This window comes from Roseivirga ehrenbergii (genome assembly GCF_001593005.1).
Lineage (GTDB): Bacteria > Bacteroidota > Bacteroidia > Cytophagales > Cyclobacteriaceae > Roseivirga > Roseivirga ehrenbergii.
In genome coordinates, this window is record NZ_LQZQ01000002.1 from 454,043 (window position 1) to 473,026 (window position 18,984).

Annotated in this window: 18 protein-coding genes; 11 read left to right on the top strand and 7 right to left on the bottom strand. The window is 38.6% G+C overall.

Features of this window, described 5'->3' with window-relative positions:
• Positions 1–23: 23 nt before the first annotated feature.
• From MB14_RS03880 to MB14_RS03910, 7 genes are all read right to left on the bottom strand, one after another.
• On the bottom strand, positions 24–902 hold the full coding sequence (locus MB14_RS03880; protein WP_062588916.1) for a CE1 family esterase: 879 nt from the start codon (positions 900–902) through the stop codon (positions 24–26).
• Between the two features lie 104 nt (positions 903–1,006).
• On the bottom strand, positions 1,007–2,233 hold the full coding sequence (locus MB14_RS03885) for an MFS transporter (protein WP_062588918.1): 1,227 nt from the start codon (positions 2,231–2,233) through the stop codon (positions 1,007–1,009).
• A gap of 4 nt (positions 2,234–2,237) precedes the next feature.
• Positions 2,238–4,013 (bottom strand): helix-turn-helix domain-containing protein, encoded by a 1,776-nt coding sequence (locus MB14_RS03890; protein ID WP_062588926.1) that lies wholly within the window; start codon positions 4,011–4,013, stop codon positions 2,238–2,240.
• A 223-nt stretch (positions 4,014–4,236) separates the two neighbouring features.
• On the bottom strand, positions 4,237–4,638 hold the full coding sequence (locus MB14_RS03895; protein ID WP_062588928.1) for a hypothetical protein: 402 nt from the start codon (positions 4,636–4,638) through the stop codon (positions 4,237–4,239).
• 124 nt (positions 4,639–4,762) lie between these two features.
• Positions 4,763–5,875: an adenylate/guanylate cyclase domain-containing protein gene (locus tag MB14_RS03900; protein WP_089082147.1), complete on the bottom strand. Its 1,113-nt coding sequence runs from the start codon at positions 5,873–5,875 to the stop codon at positions 4,763–4,765.
• Positions 5,876–5,894: 19 nt separating this feature from the next.
• On the bottom strand, positions 5,895–6,581 hold the full coding sequence (locus MB14_RS03905; protein WP_062588930.1) for a CatB-related O-acetyltransferase: 687 nt from the start codon (positions 6,579–6,581) through the stop codon (positions 5,895–5,897).
• A gap of 358 nt (positions 6,582–6,939) precedes the next feature.
• Positions 6,940–7,848, bottom strand: a complete 909-nt coding sequence (locus MB14_RS03910; RefSeq protein WP_062588932.1) for an NAD(P)/FAD-dependent oxidoreductase — start codon at positions 7,846–7,848, stop codon at positions 6,940–6,942.
• A 194-nt stretch (positions 7,849–8,042) separates the two neighbouring features.
• Between MB14_RS03910 and MB14_RS03915 the strand changes: the two genes are divergently transcribed.
• From MB14_RS03915 to MB14_RS03965, 11 genes are all read left to right on the top strand, one after another.
• Complete coding sequence (locus MB14_RS03915) at positions 8,043–8,420, top strand: Fur family transcriptional regulator (RefSeq protein WP_062588935.1); 378 nt, start codon at positions 8,043–8,045, stop codon at positions 8,418–8,420.
• Between the two features lie 212 nt (positions 8,421–8,632).
• Positions 8,633–9,016: a MerC domain-containing protein gene (locus MB14_RS03920; RefSeq protein WP_062588937.1), complete on the top strand. Its 384-nt coding sequence runs from the start codon at positions 8,633–8,635 to the stop codon at positions 9,014–9,016.
• Positions 9,013–9,441: a hypothetical protein gene (locus tag MB14_RS03925; protein ID WP_062588939.1), complete on the top strand. Its 429-nt coding sequence runs from the start codon at positions 9,013–9,015 to the stop codon at positions 9,439–9,441. Before MB14_RS03920 ends, MB14_RS03925 begins: the two co-directional genes overlap by 4 nt.
• Before the next feature lies 1 nt (position 9,442).
• Positions 9,443–9,823, top strand: a complete 381-nt coding sequence (locus MB14_RS03930) for a hypothetical protein (protein WP_062588941.1) — start codon at positions 9,443–9,445, stop codon at positions 9,821–9,823.
• Positions 9,824–9,986: 163 nt separating this feature from the next.
• Positions 9,987–10,871 carry a hypothetical protein gene (locus tag MB14_RS03935; RefSeq protein ID WP_062588944.1) on the top strand — a complete coding sequence of 295 codons (885 nt, stop codon included), beginning with the start codon at positions 9,987–9,989 and terminating at the stop codon, positions 10,869–10,871.
• Positions 10,872–11,020: 149 nt separating this feature from the next.
• A complete protein-coding gene (locus MB14_RS03940) occupies positions 11,021–13,354 on the top strand; it encodes a TonB-dependent receptor (protein WP_246032608.1) in 2,334 nt (777 codons plus the stop codon).
• 19 nt (positions 13,355–13,373) lie between these two features.
• Positions 13,374–14,579, top strand: coding sequence for a DUF4374 domain-containing protein (locus tag MB14_RS03945; protein ID WP_062588949.1), 1,206 nt, complete (start codon positions 13,374–13,376; stop codon positions 14,577–14,579).
• A gap of 3 nt (positions 14,580–14,582) precedes the next feature.
• Positions 14,583–15,284 carry an ABC transporter ATP-binding protein gene (locus MB14_RS03950; protein ID WP_062588952.1) on the top strand — a complete coding sequence of 234 codons (702 nt, stop codon included), beginning with the start codon at positions 14,583–14,585 and terminating at the stop codon, positions 15,282–15,284.
• Positions 15,285–15,288: 4 nt separating this feature from the next.
• A complete protein-coding gene (locus MB14_RS03955; RefSeq protein ID WP_062588954.1) occupies positions 15,289–16,725 on the top strand; it encodes a DUF2705 family protein in 1,437 nt (478 codons plus the stop codon).
• On the top strand, positions 16,718–18,163 hold the full coding sequence (locus MB14_RS03960; protein WP_062588956.1) for a DUF3526 domain-containing protein: 1,446 nt from the start codon (positions 16,718–16,720) through the stop codon (positions 18,161–18,163). Before MB14_RS03955 ends, MB14_RS03960 begins: the two co-directional genes overlap by 8 nt.
• A 119-nt stretch (positions 18,164–18,282) precedes the next feature.
• Positions 18,283–18,984, top strand: coding sequence for an ABC transporter ATP-binding protein (locus MB14_RS03965; protein WP_062588963.1), 702 nt, complete (start codon positions 18,283–18,285; stop codon positions 18,982–18,984).

The following is an 18,984-nucleotide window of genomic DNA, read 5'->3' on the forward strand; positions in this document are numbered from 1 at the left end:
TAGCGTTGTTGCGATTCAGACTTTTACTTCAGGTTGCCTTGGAAGAATTCCCATAAGAATGCGTTAAAGTCTAGGTCGTGTGTAGTTCGTCCCAAAGGAAAACCCACATTGAAGTCAGAGGCATTAGGCCAGGTATGTCCACCTTCAATAATTTTGAGGAAAACAACTTTTTTCTTTCCACAAAACTCCTCTAGCTCAATTTGTGTGGCGTCTTCTCGAGAATTGTGCTTGGTTACTTTCGCTTTCTGATTGAGGTTGAGTTTGGCCTTCCAAAAATTAATTGTTTCCTCGGCTGAGGAGTATGCACCTTTTTTACCATTAAAAGCTACAATTTGGTCTGCCGTACCGTGGGCAAGTAAAAAACCAGTATTGGTTTGCTCAGGAAACCTTTCAATCACTTTGTCAGAAATAGGAGCGCCAATGCTGGCAATGGCTGTAAAAGCATCTGGTAAATCAGTCGCCAATCGTTGAGCAAAGAAGCCTCCTCTTGATAAGCCAACGGCAAAAACTTCTTGGTCTTTAATATGGTAGTGTTTCTTTATTTTATTGATTAGAGAGTCGATAAATTCAACATCGTTTCCTGAATCATATTCTTGATCAAAACCTACATTCCAGTCGTTGTTTTTGCCCTGCGGATAAGCTACGATAAAGCCTTTTTTATCTGCAGTTTTGTTCATTTCAGTATAAAACATATGTTCTAAGGCTGTCATTCCCGAACCGTGTAAACTGATAACTAAAGCCGTGGGGTCAGTTTTTTCAATGCCTTCAGGAACATAAAGGGTAAATTGTCTTACCTCGTTGCTGAGACGGATGCCTTGTGTTTGCGCGTTAGTTTCATTGCTGGCTAAGCACATTATAATTACTAAAGCCAGTTGTGTGAATAATGGTGTTGTTTTTCTCATTGCCTTTTTTTCTTTCAAATGTCTGGCAAAGGCTTATGCCAATCGTCCGTACTAGCATATACAGTACATTGGAATGAGATTTAGGACTTCTTTTAAAAGGAATTCTACGCCTTGTGAATAGTGCTTTGTATGCGTTGCATGAAAAATAGGGTAGTGAGCATAAAAGAAATTACGATAAGGCCTAGTAACCAATAGCGGCTTAGAGAACCGTCTGCAGTTGTGTAGAGAACCAAGCCAGCAAATGCTGCGGCTAGGGCACTGGCCAATTGTTGTACTGAAGAGTCAAAAGCCATAAAGGCACCTCGGTCTTTAAGTTTTGGCACTTCCATTCCTAGGGCTGTAGAAGATACCATTCGGGCATTGATACCGATAAATAGCAAGGCGTGAATGATTATTATCATTGCAAAAGTAGCTTCTTGCAGGTTAGAGTACATGGCAATCGCCCCGATTGAGAGCACAGTTCCAATAGTAAAAACCTTCAACTTACCGAGTTTGTCAGAAAGCCTACCGAAAATGGGGCCAAATAGTAGAGTAACACCACCAGTAACTACATAAACTAGTGGAATTTTTTCTAAACTTAACTTTAAGTTATTGGCCATGTAAGCAGCGTCAAAAGTGAGTATTAATACATCGCCTATTACAAGAAGGGCGTTATTCAAAAACACATTCCAATGGTTTTTTTTGTGAATAACTTGAAGCACTTTTTGCCAAGGCATTTGATTTTGAACTTGCTTTAAGTGCTCTTTTAGCGGCTGCATAAAATAGAATAAGGCTAGACCTATTCCTAAGCCTAAAAAAGCGATAATCCAATATGGTGCTTGCCAAGTAAATTCATTTGCTGCGTACATGGCCAATGGCAAGCCACCGATTTGACCAGCAGCATACGACATTTGAACAAAGCCCATAACTCGCCCCCTTTGGTTTAGTAGAAAAAGGTCGGCTATAATTGCAAAACAGGTAGAACCTACTATTCCACCAAAAATGCCGGTTACTATTCTGGCTGCTAATAAAACCCAATATGAGGGAGCCAAGGCACAGCAAACGATACCTAGTATAAAACCAAAATAAAAGAAAAGCAGGTAAGATTTTCTATTAAACCGATCGGCAAAACCTGTTGAAATAAAACTGGAGATGGCAGCACTGAAAGCATAGGCGCTAGCCAAGGCCCCAAATTGTTCAGTACTTAAGTTAAGCGCAGGTAAAAGAATGGCGCTAAGGGCAGAAAGTAACATGTAGTCCACCACAATGGTAAACAGGAGTAGGACTATGATTACCGTTATTAGTACCTGATATCTGTTAAGTGGGGCTGCCTTAATGCTTGTATCAGTCATTATATTACTGCTTCATCCAAACTTTTGGAGTGGTGCCCATCTTCTTTTTAAAGAAATCATTAAAAACTGATTTTGAAGAAAATCCGCTTTCATAAGCAAGGCCGAGGATTGAAAAATGGCTGTTGGCGGGGTCTTTAGCTTTGTGTTGAAAAAGTGTTAATCTGTGTTCGTTGATAAACTCGTTAAAGTTCTTACCCATTTGATCGTTCAAAACCCATGATAACTTGTTGGGGTGGAGGTTGATTAACTCTGCCAGTTTTCTTAAAGATAATTCATGATCTGTAACATACTCTTCATGATTCATGGCTTCATTAAGAGCTGTCATTATCTGCTCAATATCGCCCTCTGTTAGCCCATAGTTATTTACCGGAACCAACTGAGAGGTTTGTTGATGAGGTTTGTGCGTTTTTTGGTCGCCAAAATTCATGGCTTTCACCACTTCTTTAAAACCTAGATCTTCACGAATATTATCCCAAATCCAATAATGTTTTAAGGTAACCAGCATGGTAGAGCGAGTTTCAAAGCCTTTCTTTAGAAGTGGAACCGCTTTTTCTGGCATTTTCAGAAGACTATATAACTGAGCCTTATCACAAGGATCTGGCGTGTTTAGGTTTTCAATATCCTCGATTACATTTTCTTTTTCGCCACTGAGAATGCGAATACTAAGGCGGTCTATATTAGCAAGACCTTGACCCTGCATTTTATTTAAGGCCATATTCACATAATCAAAAGCGTTTTCGAAATCACCTAAACAGGCGTAAACTAGGCCAGCCCATCGCATAGACTCGGCAAAATTCTCGTCTAACCGAATGCTTGCTTTAAAGGCCTCCAATGCGGGTTGAAATTGTTGGGCAAAATAGTAGCATAAACCAAGTTGCCAATGGGTTATGGCATGTAGGGGGTCTTTGCTTACCGTTTCTTTTGCTATACTAATGGCCAGTTCATAATCTTTTTGAATGAAGATGTAATAGTAAGAAATGAAGTCATTATCTGAGGCCATTCCATATTTGATGGCCATATTATATGCCGCGATGGACTCATCCCATTTCCAGTCGTAAAAAAGGTCAACATTGGCAATCACTTTATAGGCGCGTGCCTCTTCTTTATTGATTTCAATGGCCTTTTCGGCAGATTTTCGGGCATTTTTAAAACCTTCTTCTGGCGTCAACAAATTAAACCCGCTCAAATGAATGTATGTTTCACCCATGTAAGCGTAGGCTTCTGCATAATTTGGATCGAGCGTAACGGCTTCTTCAAAAAGCTTTAAGGCCAGTTGAATGTCATCAAAATCCTTTCTTTTAAAATGGTAAGTTCCCTTTAAGAAAACTTCGTAGGCTTTAATGTTTTGGGTTGAAGGAGAAACTAAATGCTCATTAATTTCAAGGTGACCGAAAGTCTCTCTGATTTTTTCTGCAATTAGTAAGCTAATTTCATCCTGAAGATCAAAAATATCTGTGAGGTTACGGTCAAAATTTTCTGACCAAATATGGAAGCCGTTATCCGTTCTTATCAGTTGAGAGGTAATTCTAACTCGGTCGCCAGATTTGCGAATACTGCCCTCTAAAACCGTGGAAACGCCTAATTTATTTCCAATGTGCCGAACATCCTCCTTCTTGTTTTTGAATAGAAATGAAGAAGTGCGAGCAGTTACTTGTAAGCCTTCTACTTTGCTTAGCGCATTGATTATTTCTTCCGTCATACCATCCGAAAAATATTCATTCTCAGGATCAGAGCTTAGGTTGTCGAACGGAAGAACAGCTATAGATTTTTGGTTAATCAAGGGGAAATTAATTGATCCTTGACCGAAAATACAAAAGTGTTTTTTTAAACTCTAAATACCTTCTGTATTTTCTCTTTATCCCGTCTGAAGAAAGTGGCGATAAGTAGTTTTTGTGGCTTGAAAAGCAACTTGGTGTTACTGCAAACCCTTTTGTTTATGGTTTTTTGAACAGGTAGTTAAAATCAACTAATGAGTTTAACTACCTGTTTTGTGAATAAATGCACTACTGATATTTGATCAGTTTAACTTTGAATACTTTTACTCGATTGACGAAACCGGAGTTGAGCCCAAGAACGTCACCGTTTCCTATTTTTTCTCCAAAGCCTATACCATCAGTGCTGTTTATAAGCTCTTGGTAACCATCGCCAAAAAGAATCGCATCTGCGCCTCTTTTTTTTGCTTCTTCGATTAGCGCAACCTTAATGTCTTCTGGGTCATTAGCGAATTCTCGACCTTCATTTTGCATAAAACCCATGACCGTATATTCACGCTTTATGTCTTTTGAGTCAAAAAATAATTCAACTTCTGAGGTGGGGTTGTATTGATTACCGATGTAATTGATTTTTGGTGAGCACGCACTGATGAAGATGATAAGCACCACACTTAGTTTGAACGTTGTTTTCATAATGTTTTTGTTTTTGAGTTTGAAATAGCCTTCGGGCTGATTGTGACTCAAAAATGGAATGGATGAAGGGGCTTATCGTCTTGATTTACCTTTTCGTACTTTTTTAGCGTAATTCCGCACCTTATTAGAGTAAAAGGTTAGGCTTAGGAAGGTTTACAGCATAGAGTTCGGTGAGCTCTGATTTACCTCTTAGGTTGAGTGAGGCCAAGGATGTGAACTTGAAGGCTTGATATGAGTTCAGATTTAATTTCAAATCGCCAGAAATTATTAAGTCGTGCTTATATTCATTGCATAAGGACTGAATTCGTGCTGTAGTATTGAGTACATCGCCAGTAAAAACAATCTCCTTCTTTAGTGCACCTACCTCACCTATGGTTACTTCTCCCAAATGAAGGCCTCCCTTAAAACTAGGAACTAAACCAAACTGACTTTGAAATTTATCTTTTAGACTTTGAATACTTTTCTGAATAGCGAAAAAACAGGCGATACAGTTAGCGTTGTTCAGTCCAACCTCTTTTTTCCAAGTAACCACTACCTCATCTCCAATGTATTGATAAACAGTTCCCTCATGGTCGATGATGGGTCGAGCCATTGCTTGGTAGTACATTTTCAGCAGTTCGAAGTACTTTTCATGCCCTAGTTTTTCGGCAATTGAAGTAGATGAACGCATGTCTAAAAACATAAAGATGCGTTGCTCTTTAATGGGCTTATGATATTTTCCTGAAAAGAAGTTGAGTAGAACGTTATGACCTAAGTGGTCGCTGACGGCTGCGTACAATAAGCTTAATATGAGCGAAAAGGATATTTGGACTATGTTGCTTAGAAAGACAATACTCAAAAGATACTTCTTGAATTTAAGCCAAACTTGCTTGTCAAGTGGGCTTAAATTTAGCTCTATACTTGCGGCCAGTGGGTAAAGAATAACTACTACTAGAAATAAGGAAGATAGGTAAAAAGCGAATTTCAGCAGAATTTTAGTAGATAGGCTGTATCGATCAAAGAGTTTGTGAAGGAGCATGACTTCGGCAATTCCCACTAATAGCCCAACTACGGTAATGGTTATACTAGCAAAAACGAATACTTTAGGACTGAGCGTAATTACTTCTTCTGGATTCAAATTCTGGTTTCCAGTTGCAGCAGACTCAATCAAAAGAAAAACCCAACCCGTGATAAGCCAAATTATCCCGAATGGAGCAATTCTTTGAATATTGCGTTTAGTATTTGGTGTTAAAGTCATGATACCAACTCAAAACCTATTATTCCTTTTTTGATGATGTCTTCAATGTGTGGTTTTGCATAAAATCCTTACCTGTTAGCTCAGATACATGAGCGCTGATTTTTTCAATGGGCCAGTTCCACCAAGCCATTTTTAGCAATTCTTTAATGCGTTCATCACTAAACCTCATTTTAATAATGTTTGCCGGATTGCCCCCAACTATACTATAAGCAGGAACATCTTTGGTTACTACAGAATTTGCCCCTACAATGGCTCCGTCTCCTATTGTCACTCCGGGCATAATGGTTACGTCATTACCTAACCAAACATCATTTCCAATATGGGTATCTCCTTTATAGGGATATGCCTTTCCGTCCATAGCGTGTTCCCAGCCTTCGAAAATAGCAAAAGGGAAGGAGCTGATGGCCTCTGATAGGTGGTTTGCTCCGTTCATTATAAACTTCACTCCTGAGGCAATCATGCAGAATTTTCCTATAAACAATTTATCGCCCGTGAAATCGAAATGGTACTTTACGTTTCGCTCAAAGTTTTTTACATCCTCAAAGTCGTGATAGTAGGTAAAGTCGCCTACAATAATATTTGGGTTTCGAATTATGTTTTTTAAGAAGCATAGTTGTTCGTACCCTTTGAGTGGAAATGTTTGATTTGGATCAGGGAATTTTTTTTGATTAATCGTTGATTCTGTCTTTGTTTTTGAATCCTTCATTTTTACAAGTTATCGGTAATAAGTTTTAATGTTTAAGCAAAGGTAGATTGCTTACAAAAAACGGTCGTACTGTAATGTAATTCAGGTCGTAAAAATACCTTTTTATGAAATATGGGACTTTTTGGGTGATACGGTTTAACTGAGGGCAGTTGAAAGTAGAAAATGCACAAGTGTGCTTATCCTTTAAAGAAAGCCCGAAGTAATAAAGGCATTAAGCTGATCATTTGATGTGCCTGATTTAGACTCTATGTTTCTTGCTTTACCGTAAAGTTGGCTTTCCAAAAATTATACTACTTAACTACTTATCGATGAGGCAATTAGTTCTACATTTATCATAACCATTGATTTTGCCTTTGACTTAAAATTGTTCGTCCACCAACTCTTTATTTACCATAGCGCCTGCAAGGTTTCCGCCATATACTGCAGTAGCAACAGAACGCATCATGGCTGAGTTATCACCACAAGCAAATACACCTTCAATAGTGGTTTTTTGTAAGAAGTTGACCTCTATATATCCATTTTCATTGAGCTCACATCCTAATGAAGCCGGAATGTCTGAATGCTGTGTGAATGGGATAGCGGCATAAATACCAGTAAATGGAGCTTTATCGCCATTAGTGAAAATCACATTCTTGACGTAACCATTGTCATGCTCAATTTCGGATATCTCAGCTTCTATGATTTTTATATTATGCTGCTTAAATTTTTCTCTTTGTTCAGAATCAAAACTCGCCTTTTCAGAAGTTAGAATAGTAAGGTCGTCTGTCAAGTTTCTGACCAACGAAGCTAAGTGAAAGGCACGATCTGCGTTGGCTATAATGCCAGTTTTTTGATTACGCAATTCATAACCATGGCAGTATGGGCAGTGGACCATAGAAATCCCCCAAGATTCAGCAAATCCCTTAATTTCGGGTATGGTGTCTTTAATGCCTGTGGCAAAAATCAATTTCTTGGCGGTAAATTCTTTTCCCGATGCTGTGGCAATTTGAAATCCATTGTCAATTTTCTTTCCAGTTACGGCCAGATCGTTATAGAATTTAACAGTACTGTACTTCAGAACTTGAGCCTTCGCTTTTGCGCTTATTTCGGCTGGCGTTGCCCCATCTTGCGTAAGAAAATTATGTGAATGAGGTGTTTGGCGGTTGCAGGGCAAGCCACTATCAATAATTAGAACATTCCGTAAAGAGCGCCCTAATGCCATGGCGGCAGAAAGGCCAGCATAACTGCCTCCGATAATGATTACTTCAAAATGACTATTGTCTTCCATTGTATTGGTATTTCGAATGTTAGTGAGTAAAAAAGGTTGAGTAAGTGCTAATTACTCATGGTTATTGTGTTTTACTACCAACAGTGTTTTCAATTTTTGCTTGTTATTAATGCAACACTGTTGCGTTAATGTGTTTTGCAAATGTATAATCTTTTTACAAAATTGCAACAGTGTTGCAATGAAATAGCTCTGATTTGAAAAGAAGGAATACCATAGCGAAAGAAGCTGTATTGTCCGCTTTGATGAATTCTAGAAAGGCAATGAGTCAAAGTGCGATTGAAAAGAAAATATCAGTGAATGCTGATAGAGCTACCATTTACAGAATATTAAATAGTTTTTGTGAAGATGGAGTAATTCATAAAATCGTAGCAGATGATGGTAAGCAGTATTTTGCATTGTGCGTAAAATGTAAAGAAGAAAATAAACTACCTGATAACCATTTCCATTTTCGCTGCACAGCTTGTGAAACCATCGAATGTCTTCCCGTGATGGTCAATTTTTCACTTCCTAAAGATTATAATGTTGAAAGGCTGAATTGTGTTCTTGTTGGAGTATGCAAGGATTGTTCTTAGTGATTTAGTTTTCTATACCTGAATCCAGAAGTAGGCTAAATAAGAGTTCTATTTCGACCTCCTAGCCCTAATGCTTTGATGTTAGCTTAACTCTAATATAAATCTCAATTTTTAATCACTCTCCATAAGTCAAAAAGGTGTGTCGAAAACAGAATTGACATTTGTTTATGCAACAACGTTGCATTTATTAAAATTACTCCCTAACATTGGCCATGGTTAGAACAACAAAAGGCCCTTCGTTTTTAGATAATTGGGGTATAGCTATATCGCTGGTTTGCTTAATTCATTGCGCGGCCATTCCTTTCCTGTTTATTTCATCAGTAATTATAGGGGCGCAAATGGAGTATTTGGAGAAGATGGAGTCGCCTATGTTTATACTAGCTGCAATTATTGGTTCCGTATCTATTTTTCATACCTACTTCAATTTGAAGAGAAGGCAAGCGGTCATTTTTTTAATGTTGGGTCTCCTGCTGATAATTGCTGGTGGTATGGTTGAAATTTTTTGGCTTGAATCCCTATTGAGGGTTCTTGGTTCCGCAATGGTAATAACGAGTCACATTATTAATAAAAAACTTCAGAAACAATCATCGGTATGAAAACGGTACTCACTTTGGTCCTGGTTTTATTTGTAAATACAGGGCTCAATCAAAAACCAGAAGGTTGGGAAATATTTGATAAGGTGATTTTCAAACCCAAGTACTTCGAGGAAGTGGGTGCATATTTTGAAGTGCCTACTTTTAATAAGGAACTGCTAGCCTTAGAAAATAGTGAGGTGATACTTTCAGGATATTATATTCCTTTAGATTTTGACTCTATGTTTATGCTCTCTGCATTGCCTTTTAGTTCTTGTTTCTTTTGTGGAGGTGCCGGCCCTGAATCGATTGCTGAAATCCAGTTTAAAGAATTCCCAAAGCAGCTTGAACCTGATGAATTTGTAAAGATTAAAGGCCTGCTAAAATTGAATGAATTGGATATCGATCATATGAATTTTATTCTTCAAGAAGCTAAACTCATTAAGTAAAATGCAAAGCAGATTCATTATAGGAATTTTCATTTTCGCGATTTTAAACTCATGCAAATCGGGGAATCAAGAAGATAATCAGTTACTGGAGCGTGCATATCAAAAGCAAAAGGAGGCTATTGAAATGATGGAACACTTGGAGCAGATGTTGGAACAATCAAACCACCAAAAGAAAGATAGCCTTTCTAGGATTGTTGAAGAGCTTGAAGAGGGGCTTTTTGAGATTCCAGGTTATTCACTTGAACTCTCAGGGCATGAGAGGCATGAGGGGCATGATCATGGCCACACTAAAATTGAACTTAGTGAAGAGGAGATTTATAAAGTGCAAGAAGAGTTGGTAAATCAGCTCAACCAAATTCAACTCTTGCTCCAAAATCAATGAAAAGATTCCCCCTTGACCTTACTTTCTAAATTTTTAGGGGCGAGTAATAAATGTGCAAAACTAGAGGGTCTAACCTGGATTGCAATAACACCTATAAAACCTTGCAGATAGGGCTGACTTTAACAGAATAAATTAGCTGACCTGAGTAGATCTATTGATTAGAATGAAAAAAGTATTTTTATCAACCCTCATCTTGCTGGTATTGGTGTCGTGTACCACCACCAAGCGCCTTGGTTACGTTTCAAAAATTAGTGATTGGAATCTTTCTCATCTTACCGAAGCGGAGTTAAAAATGGCTAATGATTTACTTAGCTATGGTTTAGAACATGAGGCTTTATACACTTTAATGGATACTTTAAAACCAATCAGTAGCCTTGGCTTTTCTCTATCCTACCCAATAGCTAAAGCCAGTGAAATGAAAGATGGACAAGCAAATGTAGTTGATTTAAAAGCCGACTCAGTTAAAATGGCTTTAGAAGAGTTGAGCAGTTGGAACAAAGTATTAAAGGCACTTAGCAATGACAATCTAGAGTTTCTTTTGATTCCCTATAAACAGAGTTGGCAAGGCAAGCGAAACCTTCAAATGCTTGTTTGTAGAAAGGACTTATTTGCTAAGGTGATTTCCGAAAAGGCAAATTTCTTTGGACAGTGGGGATTTACAGCCAATTCAGATCCGGCTACAGTTTTAACAACTATAGAATTTGAGAGTAAAAATGATCGCTATAGAGCTTATGGATACCTATTCGGTTACCCAGATTATGCTGTTGATTTTTTTGTGGAAGCTTCTAGCGCTGAAGATGAAAGTGGTGCTTTCGTAAAGCGTGACTTCTTCAGCATTCCTGTTAAGGCAGGTAAGAGTGGTTATTTCACTTATGCAATTCCTAAGGGCTATGTACCCACCCAAACCGATTCCGCAATCTTTTATGCTGCTTCCACTACTTTACAATATTATGAAGTGCAGAAGAGTAATTACGGCAATTCAGAAGATGGGATAAATGCCATTAGGATGATTTCGGACTATTGGGCTCGCAGTTTATCTAACCAATAGAATTAATATTCAGCCACTCTTCAATTCGTACCAAATCATATTTGCAACCTTGTTGCAAATATGTGTAAATAATTCATACTTGCATCGTTGTTGCAAAAATGTAATAAAGGTTTGGTTTACCGCGACAGGTTAAAACTCAATTTCTATCCATGAAGTCCCTCCTAATATTCTTCTTCAGCTGTATAATGCTTTCACCTTCATTATATGCGCAATTGCCAATACTTGAGGGTATGGTTTATTCAAATGATGGGGGAGTTATTCCGGGTGCCCATGTGAGCTTAAACGATAGTCTATTTACTGTCTCAAGTGCTGAGGGCAAATATAGTTTTACTCAGTTACAGCCAGGGGCTTATAGGTTAAGGGCTTCGTTTATAGGTTTTAATGAAGTTCAAAAATCAATTACCATTCAAAAGTCTCAGAAACTGAAAATTGACTTAACGCTTGAGGAGTTGATTACTGAGCTAACTGAAGTTACTGTAACAGGTAAATCAGAAGCTAGTGAATTGAAAGAGAGCGTAGCTGCAGTAGCTTTGTTAGAAGCCAAACTATTGTATTCTCAAAGCAATAATACCAGTGATGTTATTAAGCAGATTTCTGGAGTGAATGTACGCCAAACTGGCGGCTTTGGTAGTGATGCAGAGGTCTATATAAATGGCATGTCTGGCAAACAGGTCAAATTCTTTCTTGACGGAATTCCCTTATCATATTTTGGTTCAGGTATGGGTCTCAACGTGCTTCCTGTAAACCTGATGAAGCAAATTGAGGTGTATAAAGGTGTCGTACCGGTAAACCTTGGTGCTGACGCACTGGGTGGAGCAATTAACATTGTGCCAAGGAAAGAGTACCGCAACTATTTAGATGTGGCCTATTCATACGGCTCTTTCAATAGCCATAAACTTAATCTGAATGGGCAGCTTGTTCAACCAGACAAGGGTTTACTGGTTGGAATTAATTCCTTCTATAATCATTCAGATAATAATTACACTGTTGATATTGAGATTCCGAATGAGTTTGGAAACCCACAGCCCGCTACAGTTGAGCGCTTTCATGATAAGTATTCAAACCACCTAATTAACCTTTATGCAGGAGTTGTTGATAAAAACTGGACGGATAGGCTCATTCTTAGTCTTAGACTTTCTGGCTTAGATGATGATGTACAACATAATGCTGTAATGTCTCAGCCTTATGGTGAGGCAGTGTATAGCGAGGCCACTACTGGCTTCTCTGTAGAATATGAAAAAGAAGAAATTCTCCCAAAAACAGGATTGAAGTGGTATGGAGGAATGAACTTTACCAAAGGTGAATTCACAGATACTACACTCAATGCTTATACCTGGGACGGTGAAATTTATCGAAGGAGAACGGACGGAGGCGAAATTTCAACCTCTCGTAACTTGCTTGAATTAAACTCCAAAAATGCCGTCAGTCGGTTCAACATTGTTTCTGATCCATGGAATAATGGAAAAGTGATTTTTAATGTTTTCTCATCTTGGTTTAGGCGTACAGGAGAAGATCCAATTGCAGCAGAATTCTATGGTCAGGATTTCTACCAGAATCCAACCGTGCTCATTAAAAATGCTACTGGTTTAGCCTATGAACACACTTTCTTAAACGGGATAAGTAGCTACACAGCATTAAAGCATTTTGCCTATCAGGCGGATGGATATGCCATTCAAAATTTAGAGTTTGTTCCCAATAAACAGCGTGTTTCTAATATTGGTTACTCTCAATCGTTTAGAGCTAATCTTCTCTCTAATTTTATTGCTAAAGCCTCCTATGAGTATGCCACTCGTTTACCTGATGAATTTGAGCTTTTTGGGGACTTTACTCTCGTAAGACCCAATCCTTTTCTAAAACCCGAGCAAAGCCACAATGCCAATCTAGGCCTACTTTATACGCAAGGAAAAATAAAGTTGGATATCAACGGCTTTTACCGACACACCGATAACATTATTTGGTTAAGGACATCACAGTTTTTTGCCCAATATCAAAACCTTCTTGAAGCCTCGGTAAAGGGGTTCGATGTTGACTTAAGTTTTCAGGCTTTTCCTTTTCTAAGTGCTAAAGCAAACCTGACTTTTCAGGACATCAGAAATCGCTCTCCAAAAAGTGTGACTGGGTCAATAGATGACAAATATTTCAATGCTCGTTTACCTAACATTCCTTATTTATTCGGCAATGCCGAAGTGAAATTTTCTGAAGACAATTTTTTGGGAACAAAAAGTAAGTTCTCAGCCTGGTGGTCGGGGGCATACGTTAATGAGTTTTACCTTTTCTGGGCTGTAGATGGCAATCGGGATTTAAAAAATGTAATTCCTAATCAGTTTATTCAAAATGCAGGAATATCATATATCTGGCCAGATAACCGCCTTTCCATTACCCTAGAATCAACCAATATTTTCGACACTAAAGCTTACGACAACTTTAGCGTTCAGCGTCCAGGTAGGGCATTCTACCTCACTCTCAGAACTTTTATCAACTAAAAATAATCAAAATCACAAGATGAAAAATTTATCAAAATATTACCTGGCTAGCTTTCTACTGGCAACAGGCTTTCTATTCTCTGGCTGTTCAGATGATAACCCAGAACCAAGCGAAACTAATGAACCGATTGAAACGGGTTATGCAATTTCTACAGTTAGTGGTGCTTGGCCAGACCAGACTACTTATCTCCAATGGGCAAATGAATTAAACTTTAGTAGTATAGATAATGAAAACGCGATAGAGCTAACAGGAAGTGCCTCTACAGTTACTTATAATGGAGCCGTTTTTGCAACTCCGCATGGAGCACCCGCCAACCTAGTTAAGTATATCATCAACAGCGATGGAATACCAGAAGAGGAAGAGCGAATTGTTGTTCCAGGAGCTAATACTTTCTCAACGCTTTACTTTAAAAGTGAAACGGTTGCGTACGGAACAGTGGCGGGCGGAATTTCTAAACTTATCGTTTTTGATCCTTCTTCAATGAGAATTACTAGTGAAATCTCATTATCAACCATAACGAGTCTGATACCAGAAGCGGATAGAACCTATTATTTAGATATGATTGAGAGAGATGGTAAACTTTTTATGGGGGTTCATTATGAGAACAATTTTTCACCTGTAAATGACAATGCTTATATAGCTGTTATTAACCTAAATACGAATGAAGTAGAAAAAGTAATTTCGGATGATAGAACCGGCATGTTGTTCGGTGGACCTTCTGCTAATTCAGGAATGGTAAAAGCAGCTAACGGAGATATTTACGTTCAGGCTTTAGGAACCACAAATGCTGGAGGCGCTGCCCCAAGCGGTGTTTTGCGTATAAAGGCTGGTGAAACAGAGTTTGACACCGATTACTTCTTTAACCTAGAAGAAACGGTTGGTAATATTTGCTACGGAATTTACTACACTTCAGGAGGAAAAGCATTCACCGCAAACGTTCAGAATGAATCTGATTTTTGGGAATACGCTACAGGTGAGCCACAGTTTAAATATGTGGAAATAGATTTAGGAGCAAAAACGAGTAGCGGTCCAGTTGCAGGTTTACCAACTACTTATGCCTCAAGAACCATGTTAATTTATGAGGCAGATGATAACACTTTGTATTTTTCTACTGCTACCAACAATGAGAATGCAGTGTATGAGTATAATGTATCGAACAATAGCTCTTCTAAATTTTTTGGGTCAACAGGAGGCTACCTCACTGGATTTTCAAAACTAGACTAAAGTATGTTAAAGTCTGTAAACCTGACCAAGAAGTATGGCAACTTCACAGCGTTGAATGAGTTGAACCTTTCTGTTAAGGAAGGGGACATATTTTGCCTTTTAGGGGCAAATGGTGCTGGAAAATCTACCACCATCAACTTATTCCTGAATTTTATTTCTCCATCCGCTGGTTCAGCCACCATTAATGGTTTGGATGTATCAAAACATGATAAAGAAACGAAGCAGTTGCTGTCGTACATTCCAGAAAATTTGATGCTCTACCCCAACCTGACTGGCATGGAAAATCTGGATTTTTTCTGTGGCTTAGGAAATAAAAATTACTCCAAACAGGAATTGGAAAACCTTCTTTTACAGTCGGGTTTACAGGCCGATTTTATGAACCGAAGAGTAAGCAGCTACTCAAAAGGAATGCGTCAGAAAGTGGGAATTGCACTAGCACGAGCAAGGGAAGCTAAGGTGTTGTTACTTGACGAACCAACTTCTGGCTTAGATCCAAAGGCGAGCAATGAATTCTCAGAACTACTGTTGGAAATGAAAGGAAATGGAGTGGCTACATTGATGGCCACTCACGACCTTTTCAGGGCCAAAGAAACAGGTACACACATAGGAATAATGAAGCAGGGCGTGCTCATTGAGCACTTCGAATCAGATGAAGTGAGCTTTCAAGACTTGGAGAAAATGTATCTAAAACACATGCACAACTAGACTTATGAGTGCCTTATTGCATATTGCTAAAAAGGAAATCAGAATAGCCTTCCGTGAGCGACTGATCGTTTTTCTGGGTATAATCATTATGGTGCTGCTTGGTATTTCACTTTTTGCTGGTTTTGTATCTTACGAGCAACAAAAAGAGATAATAACGAAAACGGAAAATGATAAACGTCAGGAGTGGCTCAATCAAGGTGATAAGCATCCGCATATAGCTGCCCACTATGGCACCTTTGCATTCAAACCTAAAACAGTACTAAGCCTATTCGATTTTGGGCTAGATGCTTATACTGGTACATCTGTTTATTTGGAAGCACACAATCAGCATGAGTTTATGTTCAGACCTGCACAAGATCATAGTAGCATGATCAGGTTTGGTGAGTTAAGCTCTTCCTTGGTACTACAGGTTTTACTTCCATTGCTAATTATCTTTCTTTCTTTTTCTTCTTATACCAAAGAAAAAGAAAGCGGAACACTCAAGTTATTAATGAGTCAAGGGGTATCGGCTAATGCTATTACTTGGGGAAAAATCTTGGCCTATTGCATCATTCTTTTAATTATGTTGATGCCATTTTTTGTAGGCCTAATTTTAATTGCCAATGCTACAGCTAACAACGATTCCCTGCCCGATGTAGCTAGTAGAACAGCCCTTCTTATTACCATTTATGCTATTTATTTATTCCTGGTAATCACTATTGCAGTATGGATTTCAATGAAATCTCTGACGGGTAGGAATGCACTTTTAACACTACTTACCTTTTGGACTTTCTTTGTTATTCTGATGCCAAAAACAGTGGCCAACTTGAGCGAGAGTTTTTATCCATTGCCTTCCATGAGAGAGTTCAAGGCAGGAATTGAAGAAAGTAAACTGAATGGGTTAGATGGACAAACCCCGCGTTCTGTTCGCATGGCAGAATTAGAAACAGAGTATTTAGAAAAGTATAAGGTGGACTCACTGAGTCAATTGCCTTTCAATTTTGAGGGAGTAAGCATGCAAGCGGGCGAAGATTATGGGAATATGGTTTATGACCATCATTATGAAGGAATTCGGGCTATTTTCAGCAAGCAGAATAGATTAGGAAGCATTGCTAGCATTTTCAACCCTTTCATTGCTACTCAACACCTTTCAATGTCTTTGAGTGGAACGGATTTACACACTTTCAACCATTTTGAGAACGAGGTGGAAGAGTATAGACGAATGCTTGTAAGACGAATGAATAATGATATGGCTGAAAACTCAAAGTATGGTGAGTTTTATGAGTACGCAGCAGGGGAAGAATTGTGGGAAGAGATTGACGGGTTTTATTATACGGCACCTACATTTTTTTTTGCCTTAAGGCCGTATTACTTAGAACTTTTGTCACTGTTGGCTTGGGTGGTTTTTACCATATTCTTATTGAAGAGAAGTAATAAAAAACTAAAACCAATACATGGATAACAGGGTGAAAACACTTATTCGTTACGAATGGAAGTCGTTTATACGCAACAAATTTCAGCTTTTGCTTTTGTGTATCACATTCGGTTTTGGAATTTATGGGATTTACTATGGTAATGCTGAAATCGAAGCCCAGCGAGAGACCATAAGAATAGTTACAGCTTTAGAAGAAAGCGAATTTGCTCAGTACAGGGCCAGCTTTGACAATACAAACTCCTCACCTGACCTAGAACAGATTCATGACATCGCTGCCCAACCTTCCTTTGCCTGGTTTAGGCATGGTTACCATGCCATTATTCACCCTCATGATTACGCCTCTTTGGCTATAGGCCAAAGAGATTTGTTTCGATACTACTATAGACTTACAGGTATGAGTCTACATTATCAGTTATTTGAAAATGAATTGGCTAACCCTGTGAACTTGATGGCGGGCAATTTCGACCTTTCTTTTGTAATTATCTACCTGTTTCCACTCATAATCATAGCCTTTTGTTATGGGTTATTTTCTTCTGAAAAGGAGAACGGAACTTTGCCATTGTTGCAAATACAGACTATGAGCATTCAAAAAATTACTTTGATCAGATTAGGCTTCTATTTTGTAATTATTACGGGCTTGGCCCTGCTTATTTCGTTTTTAGGCCTTCTCTATTCGGGGAACGTACTAGCACAAGGCAATTTGTTAGCCGCCTTGGTATGGCTCCTTGCTGTACTTGTCTATTGCTCTTTTTGGTTTGGGCTATTATTCCTGATTATTGGCCTTAGAAAAAACTCTGCCTTTAATGCCATTAGCGCGGCAGGCTGTTGGATTTTTCTACTTATCATTATTCCTTCGGTACTCAATGTTTTGGTGACTGTAAAATACCCTTTGAATAGCTCCACACTTGCTGGACTTACTAGAAGAACGGGTCTTGAAAATGAAAATGATCAAGAAGAAAGTAGAGAGGTGATTAGAGAGTTTTTAGCTTATCGCCCCGATTTGGAGGGCACGGATAGTCTGATACAGAACAACTTGATGCCGAAAGCTTATGCTGCTTATACTACACTTAAAGGCATGGAGAGTCAGAAAGTTGTAGATGATTATAACGAACAGGTTGAAAGAAGAAGTAAGTGGACTTCGAAGTTTCATTGGCTTAGTCCATCTGTAAGTTTACAAGAGGTTTTCTCTCAGACTACCGAAACGGACTTAGCTACGTTAGTGCGTTTTCAAAATGCTTTAAGTGATTTTCATGGGGAAATAACGGACTTCTACTTTACGAGACTGTTCTGGGATAAACCAATATTGGAGAAAGATTATGACAATTTACCCCAGTTCTCTATGCCTCAAACTGCCGACAAATGGAGGCCAATATTAACTTCGTTGGCAGGAGTTTCACTCTATACAATTTGCTTGTTTTCCGTAGGGCTAATTCAAATGCGTAGAAGAATAGAAGGGGTTAAATAGTGTACCTTTTATATGGAGATTCAGCCACTCTTCAACTTGAGCACATCTATTTATGCAACACTGTTGCATAAATGAATTAAATCATCATATTTGCATCATTGTTGCAAATGGAATAAGATATGCTACACGCTGTTAACCTTACTAAAAAATATCAGGAGAGTTTAGCGCTTGATAACCTGAACCTGTCCATTGAACCTGGAGACATTTATTGTCTTCTAGGTGCCAATGGCGCAGGAAAGTCTACTACTATTAACCTCTTTCTTAATTTCATTGCTCCAACCAGCGGCAAGGCGATTATCAATCAGATTGAGGTATCAAAGGATCCACAAGCAATCAAGAAACTAATTGCCTATATCCCGGAAAACTTGGTTTTATATAATGAACTCAGCGGTTTAGAAAACCTTGAGTACTTCGTTGGTCTGGCGGGTATGAAGTATCATGAAGATGAAATGGTAAATTTTCTTCAAGAAGCAGGATTGCAAGATGAAGCTTTCAAGAAAAGAGTAAAAACCTATTCTAAAGGAATGAGGCAAAAGATTGGAGTAGCAATGGCCATAGCCAAAAAGGCCAGAGTGCTATTGTTAGATGAACCGACTTCGGGTCTGGACCCAAAAGCGAGCAATGAGTTCTCGGAATTGTTGCTTCGTTTAAGCCAACAAAACGTGGCCACGTTAATGGCTACTCACGATTTATTTAGGGCTAAAGAAACAGGTACAGACATTGGAATAATGAAGTCAGGCAAATTGGTTGAACAACTTTCTACAGAACAAATCAACCATAGCGATTTAGAAAAGCTTTATCTCAACCACATGAACAGTTGA